Origin of the sequence: Burkholderia sp. 22313 (assembly GCF_052045245.1) — a bacterium.
Classification (GTDB): Bacteria; Pseudomonadota; Gammaproteobacteria; order Burkholderiales; family Burkholderiaceae; genus Burkholderia.
Map to the genome: position 1 here is coordinate 24,834 of NZ_JBQEON010000037.1, position 15,239 is coordinate 40,072.

17 protein-coding genes are annotated in these 15,239 nt (G+C 67.4%); 5 read left to right on the forward strand and 12 right to left on the reverse strand.

What is annotated here, in order from left to right; all coding sequences use genetic code 11:
• The first annotated feature begins 34 nt into the window (after positions 1-34).
• Positions 35-505, forward strand: a complete 471-nt coding sequence (gene trmL / locus ACTJKF_RS25700; protein ID WP_440627234.1) for a tRNA (uridine(34)/cytosine(34)/5-carboxymethylaminomethyluridine(34)-2'-O)-methyltransferase TrmL — start codon at positions 35-37, stop codon at positions 503-505.
• 43 nt (positions 506-548) lie between these two features.
• Here the strand turns inward: trmL and ACTJKF_RS25705 are convergent, their stop codons facing one another.
• The 5 genes from ACTJKF_RS25705 to ACTJKF_RS25725 form a co-directional block, all read right to left on the reverse strand.
• Positions 549-1,073: an O-acetyl-ADP-ribose deacetylase gene (locus ACTJKF_RS25705; RefSeq protein ID WP_440627236.1), complete on the reverse strand. Its 525-nt coding sequence runs from the start codon at positions 1,071-1,073 to the stop codon at positions 549-551.
• Between the two features lie 106 nt (positions 1,074-1,179).
• Entirely contained in the window at positions 1,180-2,178 is a 999-nt protein-coding gene (locus ACTJKF_RS25710) for an NAD(P)H-dependent glycerol-3-phosphate dehydrogenase (protein WP_440627237.1), read from the reverse strand.
• Positions 2,179-2,204: 26 nt separating this feature from the next.
• Positions 2,205-2,687 carry a protein-export chaperone SecB gene (gene secB / locus ACTJKF_RS25715; RefSeq protein ID WP_017334323.1) on the reverse strand — a complete coding sequence of 161 codons (483 nt, stop codon included), beginning with the start codon at positions 2,685-2,687 and terminating at the stop codon, positions 2,205-2,207.
• A 107-nt stretch (positions 2,688-2,794) separates the two neighbouring features.
• The gene (gene grxC, locus ACTJKF_RS25720) at positions 2,795-3,055 is read right to left on the reverse strand and encodes a glutaredoxin 3 (RefSeq protein WP_440627239.1); all 261 of its coding nucleotides are present in this window, start codon (positions 3,053-3,055) and stop codon (positions 2,795-2,797) included.
• A complete protein-coding gene (locus ACTJKF_RS25725) occupies positions 3,052-3,474 on the reverse strand; it encodes a rhodanese-like domain-containing protein (RefSeq protein ID WP_440627241.1) in 423 nt (140 codons plus the stop codon). Before ACTJKF_RS25725 ends, grxC begins: the two co-directional genes overlap by 4 nt.
• Positions 3,475-3,611: 137 nt before the next feature.
• Between ACTJKF_RS25725 and gpmA the strand changes: the two genes are divergently transcribed.
• The 3 genes from gpmA (at position 3,612) to ACTJKF_RS25740 (ending at position 7,046) form a co-directional block, all read left to right on the forward strand.
• Positions 3,612-4,358 (forward strand): 2,3-diphosphoglycerate-dependent phosphoglycerate mutase, encoded by a 747-nt coding sequence (gene gpmA / locus ACTJKF_RS25730; RefSeq protein WP_121861025.1) that lies wholly within the window; start codon positions 3,612-3,614, stop codon positions 4,356-4,358.
• Between the two features lie 262 nt (positions 4,359-4,620).
• Positions 4,621-6,162 carry a S41 family peptidase gene (locus ACTJKF_RS25735; protein ID WP_440627244.1) on the forward strand — a complete coding sequence of 514 codons (1,542 nt, stop codon included), beginning with the start codon at positions 4,621-4,623 and terminating at the stop codon, positions 6,160-6,162.
• A gap of 131 nt (positions 6,163-6,293) precedes the next feature.
• Positions 6,294-7,046 (forward strand): HesA/MoeB/ThiF family protein, encoded by a 753-nt coding sequence (locus tag ACTJKF_RS25740; protein ID WP_044848228.1) that lies wholly within the window; start codon positions 6,294-6,296, stop codon positions 7,044-7,046.
• A gap of 83 nt (positions 7,047-7,129) precedes the next feature.
• Here ACTJKF_RS25740 and ptsP read toward each other — a convergent pair whose 3' ends face one another.
• The 7 genes from ptsP to ACTJKF_RS25775 all read right to left on the reverse strand — a co-directional run bounded on the left by ptsP (position 7,130) and on the right by ACTJKF_RS25775 (position 14,552).
• Positions 7,130-8,902, reverse strand: a complete 1,773-nt coding sequence (gene ptsP / locus ACTJKF_RS25745) for a phosphoenolpyruvate--protein phosphotransferase (protein WP_440627245.1) — start codon at positions 8,900-8,902, stop codon at positions 7,130-7,132.
• Positions 8,903-9,103: 201 nt separating this feature from the next.
• Positions 9,104-9,373 (reverse strand): HPr family phosphocarrier protein, encoded by a 270-nt coding sequence (locus tag ACTJKF_RS25750; RefSeq protein ID WP_006477716.1) that lies wholly within the window; start codon positions 9,371-9,373, stop codon positions 9,104-9,106.
• Between the two features lie 77 nt (positions 9,374-9,450).
• On the reverse strand, positions 9,451-9,921 hold the full coding sequence (locus tag ACTJKF_RS25755) for a PTS sugar transporter subunit IIA (RefSeq protein ID WP_440627248.1): 471 nt from the start codon (positions 9,919-9,921) through the stop codon (positions 9,451-9,453).
• Positions 9,922-10,152: 231 nt separating this feature from the next.
• Entirely contained in the window at positions 10,153-11,109 is a 957-nt protein-coding gene (gshB, locus tag ACTJKF_RS25760; RefSeq protein WP_440627250.1) for a glutathione synthase, read from the reverse strand.
• A gap of 25 nt (positions 11,110-11,134) precedes the next feature.
• Positions 11,135-12,424 carry a glutamate--cysteine ligase gene (gene gshA, locus ACTJKF_RS25765; RefSeq protein ID WP_440627252.1) on the reverse strand — a complete coding sequence of 430 codons (1,290 nt, stop codon included), beginning with the start codon at positions 12,422-12,424 and terminating at the stop codon, positions 11,135-11,137.
• Between the two features lie 244 nt (positions 12,425-12,668).
• Positions 12,669-14,180 carry an ammonium transporter gene (locus ACTJKF_RS25770; RefSeq protein ID WP_440627254.1) on the reverse strand — a complete coding sequence of 504 codons (1,512 nt, stop codon included), beginning with the start codon at positions 14,178-14,180 and terminating at the stop codon, positions 12,669-12,671.
• Between the two features lie 33 nt (positions 14,181-14,213).
• On the reverse strand, positions 14,214-14,552 hold the full coding sequence (locus ACTJKF_RS25775) for a P-II family nitrogen regulator (protein ID WP_006398175.1): 339 nt from the start codon (positions 14,550-14,552) through the stop codon (positions 14,214-14,216).
• A 357-nt stretch (positions 14,553-14,909) separates the two neighbouring features.
• On the opposite strand from ACTJKF_RS25775, the gene ACTJKF_RS25780 reads away from it, so the two are divergent.
• A complete protein-coding gene (locus ACTJKF_RS25780) occupies positions 14,910-15,161 on the forward strand; it encodes an accessory factor UbiK family protein (protein WP_006489451.1) in 252 nt (83 codons plus the stop codon).
• Positions 15,162-15,239: the final 78 nt, after the last annotated feature.

Below are 15,239 nucleotides of genomic sequence, written 5' to 3' on the forward strand. Positions count from 1 at the left end.
TGCTCCGCCCCGGCCGGCCCAGCCAGACCCAACCATGTTCAACGTCGTCCTCGTCGCCCCCGAAATTCCGCCGAACACCGGCAACGTGATCCGCCTGTGCGCCAACACCGGCGCGCGCCTGCACCTGATCGAGCCGCTCGGCTTTCCGCTCGACGACGCGAAGATGCGCCGCGCGGGCCTCGACTATCACGAATATGCGGAAATGCGCGTGCACCGCGACTGGGACGCGTTCGTCGCGGCCGAAACGCCCGATCCCGCGCGAATGTTCGCGTTCACGACCCGCGGCTCGGGCCGCTTCCACGACCACGCATTCGTACCGGGCGACTGGTTTGTGTTCGGCTCGGAAACGCGTGGCTTGCCGGCCGGCGTGCTCGAACGCTTCCCGAACGAACAGCGCGTGCGCCTGCCGATGCGGCCGGGCAATCGCAGCCTGAACCTGTCGAACACGGTCGCCGTGGTCGTATTCGAGGCGTGGCGCCAGGCCGGCTTCGAAGGCGGCGCGTGACACCCGCCCGCGCTGCCCGGCTCGCGCCGTGCGGCCCGGCGCGCTAGATGCGCGCGAGCCGCGCGCGATACAGGTCGTACATGTCGGATGAAAAGCACGCGAATACCACGCGTGCGAGGTTCGGCGCCTGCGGCAGCATTTCGACGACCGTGCCGACCGCGATGTCGACGGCCTCGTCGGCCGGATAGCGGTACACACCGCAGCTGATCGCCGGGAATGCAATCGACGTCGCCGCCACTTCCTCGGCCAGCTCGATCGCGCGCCGGTAGCACGCCGCGAGCAGGTCGGGCTCGCCGCGTCCGCCGCCGTACCACACCGGGCCAACCGCATGAATCACGTACCGCGCCGGCAGCCCGTGGCCGCGCGTGAGCTTCGCGTCGCCGGTGTCGCAGCCGCCGAGCGTGCGGCACTCGGCCAGCAGGCCCGGACCGGCCGCGCGATGAATCGCGCCGTCGACCCCGCCGCCGCCGAGCAGCGAACCGTTCGCGGCGTTGACGATCGCGTCGACATCGAGTGTCGTGATGTCGACGTGTTGCGCGGCGAGCGTGGTGGAACCGATCTGCAGCATGACACCCTCCCGAAACGCCGGAGACTGTTCAAGCGTAGTGCGCTTTGGCACCCCTTGCTTTGCGCGAGGGCGTCTGGCCGCAAAAATCGGCGGCGATTGGTCTGCGTTATTCGGCGCGCGCGTCGCGCCGCAGCAAGCCGCTGACCGCATCGCGCGGCGCGACACCGTCGAACAGCACGCCGCACACGGCTTCGGTGATCGGCATTTCGATCGACTGCGCACGCGCGAGCGCGAGCACGGCCTGTGCGCAGCGCACGCCTTCGGCCACATGGCCGAGTGCACCGAGGATGTCGTTCAGCGAGCGGCCGGCAGCCAGTTGCAGGCCGACCGTGCGATTGCGCGACAGGTCGCCTGTCGCGGTGAGGATCAGGTCGCCGAGGCCCGTGAGCCCCGTAAAGGTTTCGGCCCGGCCGCCGAGCGCGACGCCAAGGCGCGACATTTCGGCAAGGCCGCGCGTGACCAGCGCGGCACGGGCGTTCAGCCCGAGCCCGAGCCCGTCGGCGATGCCGGTCGCGATCGCCAGCACGTTCTTCACCGCGCCGCCGACCTCGACGCCGACCACGTCGTCGCCCGTATAGATCCGCATCGCGCCGTGATGGAACGCGGCGAGCGTGCGCTCGCGGCACTCGGCGGATGCGCTCGCGACCGTCAGCGCGACGGGTAGCGCGAGCCCGACCTCGCGGGCGAAGCTCGGCCCCGACAGCACGCCGTTGCTGTGCTGCCCGGGCAGCTCGGCCGCGATCACCTGGTGCGGCAGCAGATGCGTGTCGGCCTCGAAACCCTTGCAGACCCACACGACGTGCGCGGGCACGCAGCCCGCGTCGCGCATCGCGCCGAACAGCGTGCGCAGCCCGGCCACGGGCGCGGCGATCACGCACAGCGCGTCGTCCGCGGCGCCGTGCGCGAGCGCGGCGTCGAGATCGGCGTCGTAGCGCAGCGCATCGGGCAGCGCGATGCCGTCCAGATAGCGGGAATTTTCGTGCCGGGCCTGCAGCCCGGCGATCAGCGCGGCGTCGCGCGCCCAGAGAAGCGTATCGTGCCGCGCGGCCAGATGGCCCGCGAGCGCGGTGCCCCAGGCACCGGCGCCGAGAACGGCTACTTTCATACCCAGCACCGGTCCGGAGTGGAACGTCAGTTCAGCGTCGAGCCGTTCGGCGCGCCCGCTGCGCCGGCCTGCTGCTGCTGAAGCTGCGCGAGACGCTGCTCGTACAGCGCCTGGAAGTTGATTTCCGCCAGGTGGATCGGCGGGAAGCCCGCACGCGTGATCGCGTCGGCGATGTTCGAGCGCAGGTACGGGAACAGGATCGTCGGGCAGGCGATGCCGACGAGCGGGTCGAGCTGTTCGTCGGGAATGTTGCGAATGTCGAAAATGCCGGCCTGCTTCGCCTCGATCAGGAACGCAACCTTGTCCTTGACCTTCGCGGTGACCGTGCCCGACACGACGACTTCGAACACGCTTTCCGCCAGGCGCTCGGCCTTGACGTCGACTTCGACTTCGACCGACGGCATGTCCTGCTCGAGGAAGATCGCCGGCGAATTCGGCTGCTCGAGCGACATGTCCTTCAGGTAGACGCGCTGGATGTTGAAGAACGGTTGGTTTTCGACGTCGGACATGGTGTTTCCCTAAAAGTGGTGACGGGGCGGCCCGGCTTCACGCCGGCCACCCCGGTTGGATCCTGTGCGCCCAAGCCGCGGCGCGGCCGGCGGCCATTCTGCCCTAATCAGGCCACTTGCAGAAGCGGCAAGAGCCCGCCTTCGCGGTCGAGCTTCGACAGATCGTCGTAACCGCCGACGTGCGTGTCGCCGATATAGATCTGCGGCACCGTGCGACGGCCCGTGCGCGACATCATTTCCTCACGGCGGGCCGGATCGCGGTCGATCAGCACCTTTTCGATCTGCTCGACACCGCGCAGCTTCAGCAGGCGCTCGGCCTGAATGCAATACGGACACACCTGCGTGCTGTACATCAAAACCTTGCTCACTTCGCCACTCCTTGTTTGACGACCGGCATCCCGGCCTGCTGCCAGGCGGCGACGCCGCCCTCGAGCACGTGTACCTCGGCATAGCCTGCCGCCTCGACCTCGCGCGCCGCCTTCTGCGACTGCTGGCCGTTCTGGCAGACGAGCAGCACGGGGGTGCTCTTGTTTTTCGCAACCTGCGCAATCTTCGCGCCGATCTCGCCGGCGGCGACCTGGCGTGCCGACGGCAGGTGGCCGGCGGCAAACTCGGACGCGGCACGCACGTCGATCACGATCGCGTTGCGGCGATTGATGAGCTGCGTCGCCTCCGCGGCCGACAGGCCACCGCGGCCGCGGCGCAGGGCCGGCCATGCGAGCAGGCCGCCGGAAACCACCAGGATCGCGATCAGGGCCAGGTTGGTGTAATTGGTAAAGAACGTCACGGAATTCCGCCGGAAAAAAGAGAAATCGGATGAGGGCAATCCAGCCATTATAAAATAACCGTCTTGCGCGATGGCGGGCCCGGTCCGGGTGCCGCGCGACGCGCCCCGCTTCCCTATCACTACCGACCGCAAGATCCATGTACAAACTCGTTCTCATCCGCCACGGCGAATCGACGTGGAACAAGGAAAACCGCTTCACCGGCTGGGTCGACGTCGACCTGACCGAACAGGGTCGCAACGAGGCCTACCAGGCCGGCGAATTGCTCAAGGAGGCCGGCTACACGTTCGACATCGCCTACACCTCGGTGCTCAAGCGCGCGATCCGCACCCTGTGGCACGTGCAGGACAAGATGGACCTGATGTACCTGCCGGTCGTCCACTCGTGGCGCCTGAACGAGCGCCACTACGGCGCGCTGTCGGGCCTGAACAAGGCGGAAACGGCCGCCAAGTTCGGCGACGACCAGGTGCTCGTGTGGCGCCGCAGCTACGACACGCCGCCGCCGGCGCTCGAGCCGACCGACGAACGCGCGCCGTTCAACGATCCGCGCTACGCGAAGGTGCCGCGCGAGCAGCTGCCGCTGACCGAGTGCCTGAAGGATACGGTCGCACGCGTGCTGCCGCTGTGGAACGAGTCGATCGCGCCGGCGGTCCGCGCCGGCAAGCAGGTGCTGATCGCCGCGCACGGCAACTCGCTGCGCGCGCTGATCAAGTACCTCGACGGCATCTCGGACAGCGACATCGTCGGCCTGAACATCCCGAACGGCGTGCCGCTCGTGTATGAACTCGACGAGAACCTGAAGCCGATCACGCACTACTACCTGGGCGACCAGGACGCGATCGCGAAGGCGCAGGCCGCCGTCGCGAAGCAGGGCAAGGCGGGCTGACGCCCGCCCCGCCGGGCACGCCGCGGCGAACGCGGCCTGCCCGGCTCGCCCGTCCCGGCGCGCGGCGCGAACCTTCGCGGCCCCGGTGCTGTCGAATCCGCTTTCGAATCCGCTGCGCGGCCGGCGGCACCCCGCCGGGCCCCGGGACCGCGGGACCTCCGCCCCTTTTCGCACCGTTCCACTGAGTCATCGGACGAACAGTTATACTTGTCCGCTACATCCCCGCTACCGCCACGCGCTTCCCGACCGCACCAGACTCTCTATGCGAATGAAATTGAAGAACATCGGCCTGATTGCCGCGGGCCTTGCCACGGGCGTATTCGCCACGCTGCAGGTTTCCGCGTCGGCCGAGCAAACCGCCACGGCGCCGCTTCCCCTCGACCAGCTCCGCCTGTTCGCGGAAGTGTTCGGCCAGATCAAGCGCGAGTACGTCGAGCCGGTCGACGACAAGAAGCTGCTGACGGCGGCGATCAAGGGCATGGTGTCGAGCCTCGACCCGCACTCGTCGTTCCTCGACAAGACCGACTATGACGAGCTGCAGGAGCAGACCAAGGGCCGCTTCGCGGGTCTCGGCATCGAGATCTCGCAGGAAGACGGCCTCGTCAAGGTGATCTCGCCGATCGAAGACACCCCCGCGTTCCGCGCCGGCATCCGTCCGGGCGACCTGATCACGCGCATCAACGACAAGCCGGTGCGCGGCATGACGCTCGACAAGGCCGTCAAGCAGATGCGCGGCGAGCCGGGCACCAAGGTCACGCTGACCATCTTCCGCAAGAGCGACGACCGCACGTTCCCGGTCACGGTCACGCGCGCGATCATCAAGGTCCAGAGCGTGAAGATGAAGATGCTCGACCCGGGCTATGCCTACATCCGGATCACGAGCTTCCAGGAGCGCACGACGCCCGATCTCGCCGCGAAGCTGCAGGACATCGCACGCCAGCAGCCGAACCTGAAGGGCCTGATCGTCGACCTACGCAACAACGGCGGCGGCCTGCTGCAGAGCGCGGTCGGCGTCGCCGGCGCGTTCCTGCCGCCCGACTCCGTCGTCGTGTCGACCAACGGCCAGATCCCGGATTCGAAGCAGGTCTACCGCGACACCTACGACAACTACCGCCTGCCGTCCTTCGACGGCGATCCGCTGAAGAATCTGCCGCCGGTCTTCAAGACCGTGCCGATGATCGTGCTGACGAACGCGTACTCGGCGTCCGCGTCGGAAATCGTCGCCGGCGCGCTGCAGGATTCGAAGCGCGCGCAGATCATGGGCAAGACGACGTTCGGCAAGGGTTCGGTGCAGACGGTTCGCCCGATGACGGCCGACACCGCGCTGCGCCTGACGACCGCCTACTACTACACGCCGAGCGGCCGTTCGATCCAGAACAAGGGGATCACGCCCGACGTGCCGGTCGATCAGTACGCGGACGGCGATCCGGACGACGTGCTCGTGACGCGCGAGGTCGACTACACGAACCACCTCGCGAACACGCAGGATCCGAACGAGAAGAAGGAACAGGAAGAGCGCGAACAGCGCCGGATGGATCAACTGCGCGTGCTCGAAGAGCAGAACGACAAGAAGACGCCGGAGCAGCGCCAGAAAGACCGCGATCGCAAGCCGATCGAGTTCGGCAGCGCCGACGACTTCATGATGCAGCAGGCGCTCAACAAGCTCGAAGGCAAGCCGGTGCAGGAATCGAAGTCGCTGCTCGCCGAAAGCACGGCGAAGAGCCCGGCAGCCAAGGCCGCGTCCGCCGCGAAGGCGTCGGGCGCGAAGGCCGCCGCACCGAAACCGGCGTCGGCACCGAAGTAAGCGCCGGCCGGCATCCGACGGGCCATCGCGGGAAGACCGCGATGGCCCGTTTTTCATGTGCGCCTAGAATACGCAGACAGACGCAGAGGCGTCCGCGCCGCCGCCGGCGGTATGCGTCGCCCGACTTTCCCATGAACGACGATCAACTCCTCCGCTACTCCCGCCACATTCTCGTCGACGAAATCGGCATCGAGGCCCAGCAGCGCTTCCTCGACGCGCATGCGATCGTCGTCGGCGCCGGCGGCCTCGGCTCGCCGGCCGCGATGTATCTCGCGGCGTCCGGGGTCGGCACGATCACGCTGGTCGACGCCGACACGGTCGACCTCACGAACCTGCAGCGGCAGATCCTGCACGTGACGGCCTCTGTCGGCCGCAGCAAGGTCGAATCGGGGCGCGACGCGCTCGCGCAGCTGAACCCGGAAGTGACGGTGCATGCGGTCGCGGCGCGCGTCGACGATGCGTGGCTCGACGCACACGTGCCGCAGGCCACCGTCGTGCTCGACTGCACCGACAACTTCGCGACCCGCCATGCGATCAACCGCGCGTGCGTCGCGCACGGCGTGCCGCTCGTGTCGGGCGCCGCGCTGCGCTTCGACGGCCAGATCAGCACGTTCGACTTCCGCGACCCGGCCGCGCCCTGCTATGCGTGCGTGTTTCCGGAAGACCAGCCGTTCGAGGAAGTCGCGTGCGCGACGATGGGCGTGTTCGCGCCGACGGTCGGGATCATCGGCGCGATGCAGGCCGCCGAGGCGCTGCGCGTGATCGGCGCGATCGGCACGACGCTCAACGGCCGGCTGATGATGCTCGATTCGCTGCGGATGGAATGGACGACGATGAAGATCGCGCGCCAGGCCGACTGCCCCGTGTGCCAGGGCCGGCACTGACACGCGCGGGATGCATGCGCCGAGCGGCGCATGCGTGACGTTTTGCGACGTTCGCGCGCGGTTCGCGACGCGGCTTGCGGCGCCTAAGCGGCCGCGTCCGCGCGCGGTTCCGCGACCGACAGGCGCTTGAGCGCCGCCTGCACTTCCTCCGGCTCGAACGCGGCCAGCACGTCGGCCGTCGGCTTCTCGAGCGACTTCAGATGCGCGCGCAGGATCTCCTGCTTCACGACCAGCAGCTGGCTCGGGTGCATCGAGAACTCGGTGAGCCCCATCCCGAGCAACAGGCGCGTGAGCGCCGGATCGCCCGCCATCTCCCCGCACACCGACACCGACACGCCCGCCCGCTTCGCCTCGCGCAGCGTATAGGCGATCAGGTGCAGCACGGCCGGATGCAGCGGGTCGTACAGGTGCGCGACCGCGTTGTCCGCGCGGTCGATCGCGAGCGTGTACTGGATCAGGTCGTTCGTGCCGATCGACAGGAAATCGAAGCGCTTCAGGAACAGCGGCAAGGCGATCGCCGCGGCCGGAATCTCGATCATCGCGCCGAGGCGCACGTTCGGATCGTACGCGAGCCCCGCGTCGTCGAGCTGGCGCTTCGCCTCGCGGATCAGGTCGAGCGTCTGGTCGATCTCCTGCGCGTGCGCGAGCATCGGGATCAGGATCTTCACCTGCCCGAACGCGGACGCGCGCAGGATCGCACGCAACTGCGTGAGGAACATCTGCGGCTCGGACAGGCTCCAGCGGATCGCGCGCAGCCCGAGCGCCGGGTTCGGCGCCGTCTCGTAGCCTTCGTCGAGCGCCTCGAGCGGCTTGTCCGCGCCGACGTCGATCGTGCGGATCGTCACCGGCATGCCCTTCATCCACTCGACCGCGCGCTTGTACGCGGCGAACTGTTCCTCCTCCTCGGGCATCTCCTTCTGATGCATGAACAGGAACTCGGAGCGGAACAGCCCGACGCCGACCGCGCCGGCCTCGACCGCCGCCTTCGCGTCGTCGGGCAGCTCGATGTTCGCGTACAGCTCGATCTTGGTGCCGCACATCGTTTGCGTCGGCGAGAACTTCAGGCGCTGCAGCTTGCGTTGCTCGAGCAACTTCTCGGACTGGCGGTACGAATATTCCTCGAGGACGATCGGCGCCGGATCGACGATCACGATTCCCTGGTCGCCGTCGACGATGATCAGGTCGTCCTGGCGGATTAGCGCACTCGCATGCTGGACGCCGACCGCGGCCGGAATGCCGAGGCTGCGCGCGACGATCGCGGTGTGCGACGTGCGCCCGCCGAGATCGGTGACGAACGCCTGGAACGACTGCGACTTGAACTGCATCATGTCGGCCGGCGCGATGTCGTGCGCGACGACGATCATCTCGTTCTGGCCGCGCGCGGCCGCGCGATCGAGCGCCTGCGACGCGGACGGCGCGCCGGCGAGCGCCTTCAGCACGCGCTCGACCACCTGCTCGATGTCGGCCTTGCGCTCGCGCAGGTATTCATCCTCGATGTCGTCGAAGTGGCGCGTGAGCAGCTCGAGCTGTTCGGTCAGCGCCCATTCGACGTTGTAGCGGCGCGTGCGGATCAGGTCGATGGTTTCCTGGACGAGCATCGCGTCGCTCAGGATCATCGCGTGGACGTCGATGAACGCGCCCACTTCGGTCGGGGTATCGTCGGTCAGGTCGGCACGCAGCGCCTCGAGTTCGCGATGCACGACCTCGCGCGCCGTGCCGAAACGCTCGACCTCGGCGTCGATCTGGTTTGCCTCGACGAGGTAATGGGCGACGTCGAGCGCCGCCGGCGCGATCAGATACGCTCGCCCGATCGCGATACCACGTGAGACGGGAATGCCATGCAGCGTGAAGGACACGCGCACCTCCTCTGTACAAGTAAAGCCGCGGCACACTGCTGCGATGCGCTTATGACCCCGGTTAGCGATTATAAATTCCGCGCGTCCGTGCTGACTGCATGCAGCGCAGCATTGCGCGCTCTGCATCAATGCGCCGGACGAAAAAAATGCCGCGAAAAACGCGGCATTCCGATTCGAAACGGCAACGATCCCGCACGGGGATCACTGACCTTCGCCGAACTTGTCCGCGATCAGCTTGAGCAGTGCGTCCATCGCTTCCCGCTCGTCGGGACCTTCGGTCTCGATCGTCACGGTGCTGCCGATGCCGGCCGCGAGCATCATCACGCCCATGATGCTCTTCGCGTTGATCTTGCGTCCGTTGCGCGTCATCCAGACTTCCGACTGGAAGTTGCCGGCCAGTTGCGTAAGCTTGGCCGAAGCGCGTGCATGGAGCCCCAATTTGTTGACGATGGTGGTTTCTTGTTGAAGCATGATTCTCGGTCGGGTCGGTCGAGGCCGCCGGCGACGGGCGTCGGCAGGGTCGGGCTAAAACGGGAAAAACGGGACGGTCAGTGCGATTCGGTGCGCGGCTGCGGTTCCGGCGGGATCGGTGCGCACTGGCCGCAGCCGGTTTCCGTCGGCGGCGGCGGCGTGCCGGCCGACACCTCATGAACGCCCTTCGCGCCGCCGGACAGCGCCTTGTCGACGAGCTTGTCGAGCGGCACGGTGCGGTAGCAGACGGCCCGCACCAGCATCGGCAGATTCACGCCCGCCAGCACGCGCACGTTGTCGAGCTTCGCGAGCTGGCCCGCGATGTTCGCGGGTGTCGCGCCGTACATGTCGGTCAGCACGACGACGCCGTTCTCTTCCCTGAGCCGCGCGAGCTCCGCGTGTGCGAACGCCATCACCTGGGTCGGGTCGCTGTCCGCCAGCACGTCGATACAGCCGATGCGCGCGGGCACGCCGCCATAGATGTGCGCAATGCAGTCCCGCAGCGCGGTGGCGAGCGGAGCGTGCGCGATGATCAGAATCCCGGCCATGTCAGACTGCCTCCGGCCGCCCCTGGCGGGCCGACGCCCCGTGGCGGGGCAACGAGCATAGCGAGTGTGGGATGCGTTTCATGTTCAGCCTTGCAACGGTTTCGGCCCGATCGCCGGGCCTTCGGCGCGCTGGTCGCGGCACCGGGCAAGCGGGCATTGTAGCAGGCCGGTCGAACGGCTTCGGCGACGGGGGACCTGCGCGGCCGCCGCCGGGGTTGAGCGCGACGCGGGCTACGCGGCCGCCCGCTCCAGCGCGTCGATGAACATCGCGGCGACGTCGAAACCCGTCTGCTCCATGATTTCGCGGAAGCACGTCGGGCTCGTCACGTTCACCTCGGTCAGCCAGTCGCCGATCGCGTCGAGCCCGACCAGCAGCAGCCCGCGCGCGGCGAGCACCGGCCCGAGCGTCTCGGCGATCTCGCGATCGCGCGGCGTCAGCGGCTGCGCGACGCCCAGCCCGCCCGCGGCGAGATTGCCGCGCACCTCGCTGCCCTGCGGAATCCGCGCGAGCGAATACGGCACCGGCTCGCCGCCGATCAGCAGGATGCGCTTGTCGCCGGCCTTGATCTCGGGAATGAATTTCTGCGCCATCACCGAACGCGTGCCGTCGTGGCTCAGCATTTCGACGATCGAGCCGAGATTCATCCCGTCCGGCTTCACGCGGAACACGCCCATCCCGCCCATCCCGTCGAGCGGCTTCAGGATCACGTCGCCATGCTCGGCGTGGAACGCGCGCAGCCGTTTCGCGTCGCGCGTGACGAGGGTCGGCGCGACGAACTGCGGAAACTCGCCGATCGCGAGCTTCTCCGAGTGATCGCGGATCGCCTGCGCCTTGTTGAACACGCGCGCGCCCGCGCGCTCGGCCAGCTCGAGCAGCCAGGTCGACGTCACGTACTCCATGTCGAACGGCGGATCCTTGCGCATCAGCACCGCGTCGAACGATTCGAGGCGGCGCGCATCGACGGAACCCGCGTCGAACCAGGTGTCGCGATGCAGGTCGTCCAGCTCGCCGACGATCGTGATGCGCCGCACGTCGGCCTCGACGGCGGAACCCGTCCACGCGAGATCGCGCGGCTCGCATGCGTACACCGCATGCCCGCGCCGCGCGGCTTCCGCCATCATCGCGTAGGTCGAATCCTTGTAGATCTTGAAGCGCTCGAGCGGGTCGGCGATAAAGAGAATGTCCATGCGGGTCCTGTACGTAGCGAAGCCGTTACACCTGGATGGCTTCCGGATCGGTCTTTTCCAGTTCGATCGACGACGCGATCAGCGACAGGCGCGCGACGACGCCATACATGTAGAAACGGTTCGGCGGCGCGGCACCCGGCTTCGCGCCGGCATCCGGCAGCGCGGTGTGCTCGAAGCCGAGCGGCACGTAGTGCATGCCGGGCGCGTTCAGGTTCTGGTCGCGCTCGCGGCCGCCGTGCGTGCGGTAGAAACCGCCGACCACGTAGCGGTCGATCATGTACACGACGGGCTCCGCGACTTCGTCGCCGACGCGCTCGAACGTATAGACGCCTTCCTGCACGATCACGTCGCGCACCGCGAGGCCGGCCTTCGACTCGGCCATCTGCGCGCGCTCGGCCTTCGACAGGCGGCCGATCTCGGCCGCGTCGTGCACCGTCATCACGCCGCGCCCGGCGGTGCCGGCGTCGGCCTTCACGACGACGTACGGCTTTTCGCTGATGCCGTATTCGCGGTACTTGCGCGCGATCTTCTTCAGCACGCCGTCGATTGCATCGGCGAGCGCCTGCTCGCCTTCATGCGCCTGCCAGTCGACGCCTTCGACGTGCGCGAAATACGGATTCACCATCCACGGATCGACGCCGACCATCTTCGCGAACTTCTTCGCGACGTCGTCGTAGCACGCGAAGTGCGTCGACTTGCGGCGCACGGCCCAGCCCGCGTGCAGCGGCGGCAGCAGGTACTGCTCGTGCAGGTTTTCCAGCACGGCGGGAATCCCGGCCGACAGGTCGTTGTTCAGCAGGATCGAGCACGGATCGAAATTCTTCAGGCCGAGACGGCGCTGCGAACGGTCGAGCGGTTCGAGCACGATCTTCTGGCCGTCGGCCAGCGTGATCGGGGTCATGTCGGTGATGCTCGGGTCGAGCGAGCCGAAGCGCACGTTCAGGCCGGCCTGGCGCATGATCGTCGCGAGCCGCGCGACGTTTTCCAGATAGAACGCGTTGCGGGTCGGCAGCTCGGGAATCACGAGCAGGTTCTTCGCGTCCGGGCAGATCTTCTCGATCGCGGCCATCGCGGCCTGGACGGCGAGCGGCAGCACTTCGGACGGCAGATTATTGAATGCGCCGGGGAACAGGTTCGCGTCGACGGGCGCCAGCTTGAAGCCGGCGTTGCGCAGGTCCACCGAACAATAGAACGGCGGCGTGTGTTCCTGCCATTCGAGCCTGAACCAGCGTTCGATTGCAGGCGTCGCGTCGAGGATCTTCTGCTCGAGTTCGAGCAGCGGACCGTTCAACGCGGTAACGAGGTGGGGAACCATGAATCACTCGCGAGCGGGAGAATGAAGATTGTAGAGCAATTGCCTTGCCCATTTGGGGATTGTTCCCGGCTTCACAAGGATTTGGAGGAAGTTTTCGGCTATTGACCCGATAGAGCGAAGGGTTATGCGCTGCGGTACCCGGGGACGGGAGAAAAAAAGCCCGCCGGATAGGCGGGCCGAAATCGCTGCGCTCATTCGAGGGCGGGCGCCGTCGCCGCGGCGGCCCGCCGTGCATCCTTGCGGCTTATTCGACGTGCTCGCCGTGCAGCACCACGTCGAGGCCTTCGCGCTCCTGCTCTTCGGTCACGCGCAGGCCGATCGTCAGGTCGATCAGCTTCAGCAGCACGAAGCTCAGCACGCCGCTGTACACCAGCGTGATCAGCACGCCCTTCGCCTGCAGCAGCAGGCTGCCGTCGGCGCCGCCGATGTCCTTGACCGCGAACACGCCGGTCAGCAGTGCGCCGAGAATCCCGCCCACGCCGTGCACGCCGAACGCGTCGAGCGAATCGTCGTAGCCGAGCTTCGACTTGAGCCACGTCGCGGACCAGAAGCACACGACGCCGGCCGCGATGCCGATCGCAAGCGCACCCGTCACGCCAACGAAGCCGGCCGCCGGCGTGATCGCGACGAGACCCGCGACCGCACCCGACACGATGCCGAGCACCGACGGCTTGCCGTGCGCGATCCACTCCGCGAACATCCAGCCGAGCGCCGCGCAGGCGGTTGCGACCTGCGTCGTCAGCATCGCGAAGCCGGCACGGCCGTCGGCCGCGACCGCGGAACCCGCGTTGAAGCCGAACCAGCCGACCCACAGCATCGAGCCGCCGATCATCGTCAGCACCAGGTTGTGCGGCGCCATCGATTCACGGCCGAAGCCGACGCGCTTGCCGAGCATCAGGCACGACACGAGGCCCGCGATACCGGCGTTGATGTGCACCACCGTGCCGCCCGCGAAGTCGAGCACGCCGTCCGACGACAGCCAGCCGGTCGGCTCCCACACCATGTGCGCGATCGGCACGTAGACGATCAGCGACCAGAGCGTCATGAACACGAGCATCGCCGAGAACTTCATCCGGTCGGCGAACGCGCCGCAGATCAGCGCCGGCGTGATGATCGCGAACGTCATCTGGTAGACGAAGTAGACCGATTCGGGAATCGTCGGCGCCAGGTGGCTGACGGTCAGCGTCGTCGCCTTGTCGCCGTGGATGTAGTTCATCCCGTGCAGGAACACGCGCGACAGGCCGCCGACGAAGCCGTTGCCCGGCGTGAACGCGAGGCTGTAGCCGATCACCGTCCACAGCACCGTGATCACCGCGGTGATCGCGAAGCTCTGCATCACGGTCGCGAGCACGTTCTTCTTGCGGACCATGCCCGCGTAGAACAGCGCGAGACCGGGGATCGTCATGAACAGCACGAGCGCGGTGGACGTCAGCATCCACGCGGTGTCGCCGGCGCTGATCTTCGACGAATCGACGGAGAACGGCGCGGTCGGTGCGGCGGGCGCGGCCGGCGCCGAGGCGGCGGCGGCAGCCGAGGCGTCCGTGGCGCCCGAAGCGGGGGCGGCGGCAGCGGCCGGTGCCGAAGCGTCCGTGGCGGCCGGCGCCGAAGCGGCCGGCGCGGCGGCCGTTGCATCGGACGCCGTGGCGGCGGGCGCGGACGCAGCCGCGGCGGAAGCCGCGTCGTCGGCGAGCGCGGGGCCGACGCCGGCCGCGATCAGCGAGCCTGCCATCAGCAGGGACATCAGAAGTTTGCGCATCTCGGGTTTCCTCTTGTCGCTTGTCTTTGTGTGTTACAGCGCGTCCGCGCCTGTCTCCCCGGTCCGGATCCGGATCACCTGCTCGATCGGCGTGACGAAGATCTTCCCGTCGCCGATCTTGCCGGTGCGTGCGGCCCGCTCGATCGCCTCGACCGCCTGATCGACGAGATCGTCGGACACGGCCGCCTCGATCTTCATCTTCGGCAGGAAATCGACCACGTATTCGGCGCCCCGGTACAGCTCGGTATGCCCCTTCTGGCGCCCGAACCCTTTCACCTCCGTCACCGTGATGCCCGAGACGCCGAGCGCGGAGAGCGCTTCGCGCGTCTCATCGAGCTTGAACGGCTTGATGATTGCGGTAATCAGTTTCATGAAGTCCTCTCGCTGGGTGGTCCCGTCGAATTGGTTGGATTGTTGTAACGGTTCTCTTCTCAGCAACTCGCATGCCATGTTTGCGCGAGCACCGTCTCGAGGGGCCCTGAAACGGGGTCGCATCGTGCGCTGAAAGGTGTGGAAGCCCGGCCGAATGGCCAACGTGGGCGCGGTTTGCTGGCGCGGCGAAAGGATCGTTGCTAGAGTGCACGCACGTCCCGGCTCGCCGGGCCATTCACCCATGCGGGCGCCATGCCCGGAATTCGCGCCCCCGGCGCACCATTTCCGGTCATGCGTGCTTCATGGGCACGTACGCAACGGAAGATGCACATTTTTTGTGCAAGGAAGGGGAATCACATGAAGCAACCCAGCGACGTTTTCAACGATCTGCAGTCGCGCGTCAGCGACCTGCTGAAAAACTCGCCGGCCAAGGATGTCGAGCGCAACGTGAAGGCCATGCTGTCGCAAGGCTTCTCGAAGCTCGATCTCGTCACGCGCGAGGAGTTCGACACGCAGGCCCAGGTGCTCGCCCGCACCCGCGTGCGTCTCGAGGAACTCGAGAAGCGCGTCGCGGAACTCGAGCAGAAGCTCGCGGCACCCCAGGCCTGACGCCCCACCCGACCGACAGGTCCGGGCGCGGGNCCCGCGCCCGTCACCCTGAAGTTGGCCAGTCAGCCAGTCATTCAG

Excerpts from the sequence above, each read along its gene's own strand:
- secB (WP_017334323.1), bottom strand. The coding sequence starts at position 2,687 with ATGTCCGACGTCGAAAACCAACCGTTCTTCAACATCCAGCGCGTCTAC.
- trmL (WP_440627234.1), top strand. The coding sequence starts at position 35 with ATGTTCAACGTCGTCCTCGTCGCCCCCGAAATTCCGCCGAACACCGGC.
- ACTJKF_RS25775 (WP_006398175.1), bottom strand. The coding sequence starts at position 14,552 with ATGAAACTGATTACCGCAATCATCAAGCCGTTCAAGCTCGATGAGACG.
- ACTJKF_RS25740 (WP_044848228.1), top strand. The coding sequence starts at position 6,294 with ATGAACGACGATCAACTCCTCCGCTACTCCCGCCACATTCTCGTCGAC.
- ACTJKF_RS25780 (WP_006489451.1), top strand. The coding sequence starts at position 14,910 with ATGAAGCAACCCAGCGACGTTTTCAACGATCTGCAGTCGCGCGTCAGC.
- ACTJKF_RS25755 (WP_440627248.1), bottom strand. The coding sequence starts at position 9,921 with ATGGCCGGGATTCTGATCATCGCGCACGCTCCGCTCGCCACCGCGCTG.
- gshA (WP_440627252.1), bottom strand. The coding sequence starts at position 12,424 with ATGGTTCCCCACCTCGTTACCGCGTTGAACGGTCCGCTGCTCGAACTC.
- gshB (WP_440627250.1), bottom strand. The coding sequence starts at position 11,109 with ATGGACATTCTCTTTATCGCCGACCCGCTCGAGCGCTTCAAGATCTAC.
- ACTJKF_RS25750 (WP_006477716.1), bottom strand. The coding sequence starts at position 9,373 with ATGCTTCAACAAGAAACCACCATCGTCAACAAATTGGGGCTCCATGCA.
- ACTJKF_RS25770 (WP_440627254.1), bottom strand. The coding sequence starts at position 14,180 with ATGCGCAAACTTCTGATGTCCCTGCTGATGGCAGGCTCGCTGATCGCG.
- gpmA (WP_121861025.1), top strand. The coding sequence starts at position 3,612 with ATGTACAAACTCGTTCTCATCCGCCACGGCGAATCGACGTGGAACAAG.
- ACTJKF_RS25705 (WP_440627236.1), bottom strand. The coding sequence starts at position 1,073 with ATGCTGCAGATCGGTTCCACCACGCTCGCCGCGCAACACGTCGACATC.
- ACTJKF_RS25710 (WP_440627237.1), bottom strand. The coding sequence starts at position 2,178 with ATGAAAGTAGCCGTTCTCGGCGCCGGTGCCTGGGGCACCGCGCTCGCG.
- ACTJKF_RS25735 (WP_440627244.1), top strand. The coding sequence starts at position 4,621 with ATGCGAATGAAATTGAAGAACATCGGCCTGATTGCCGCGGGCCTTGCC.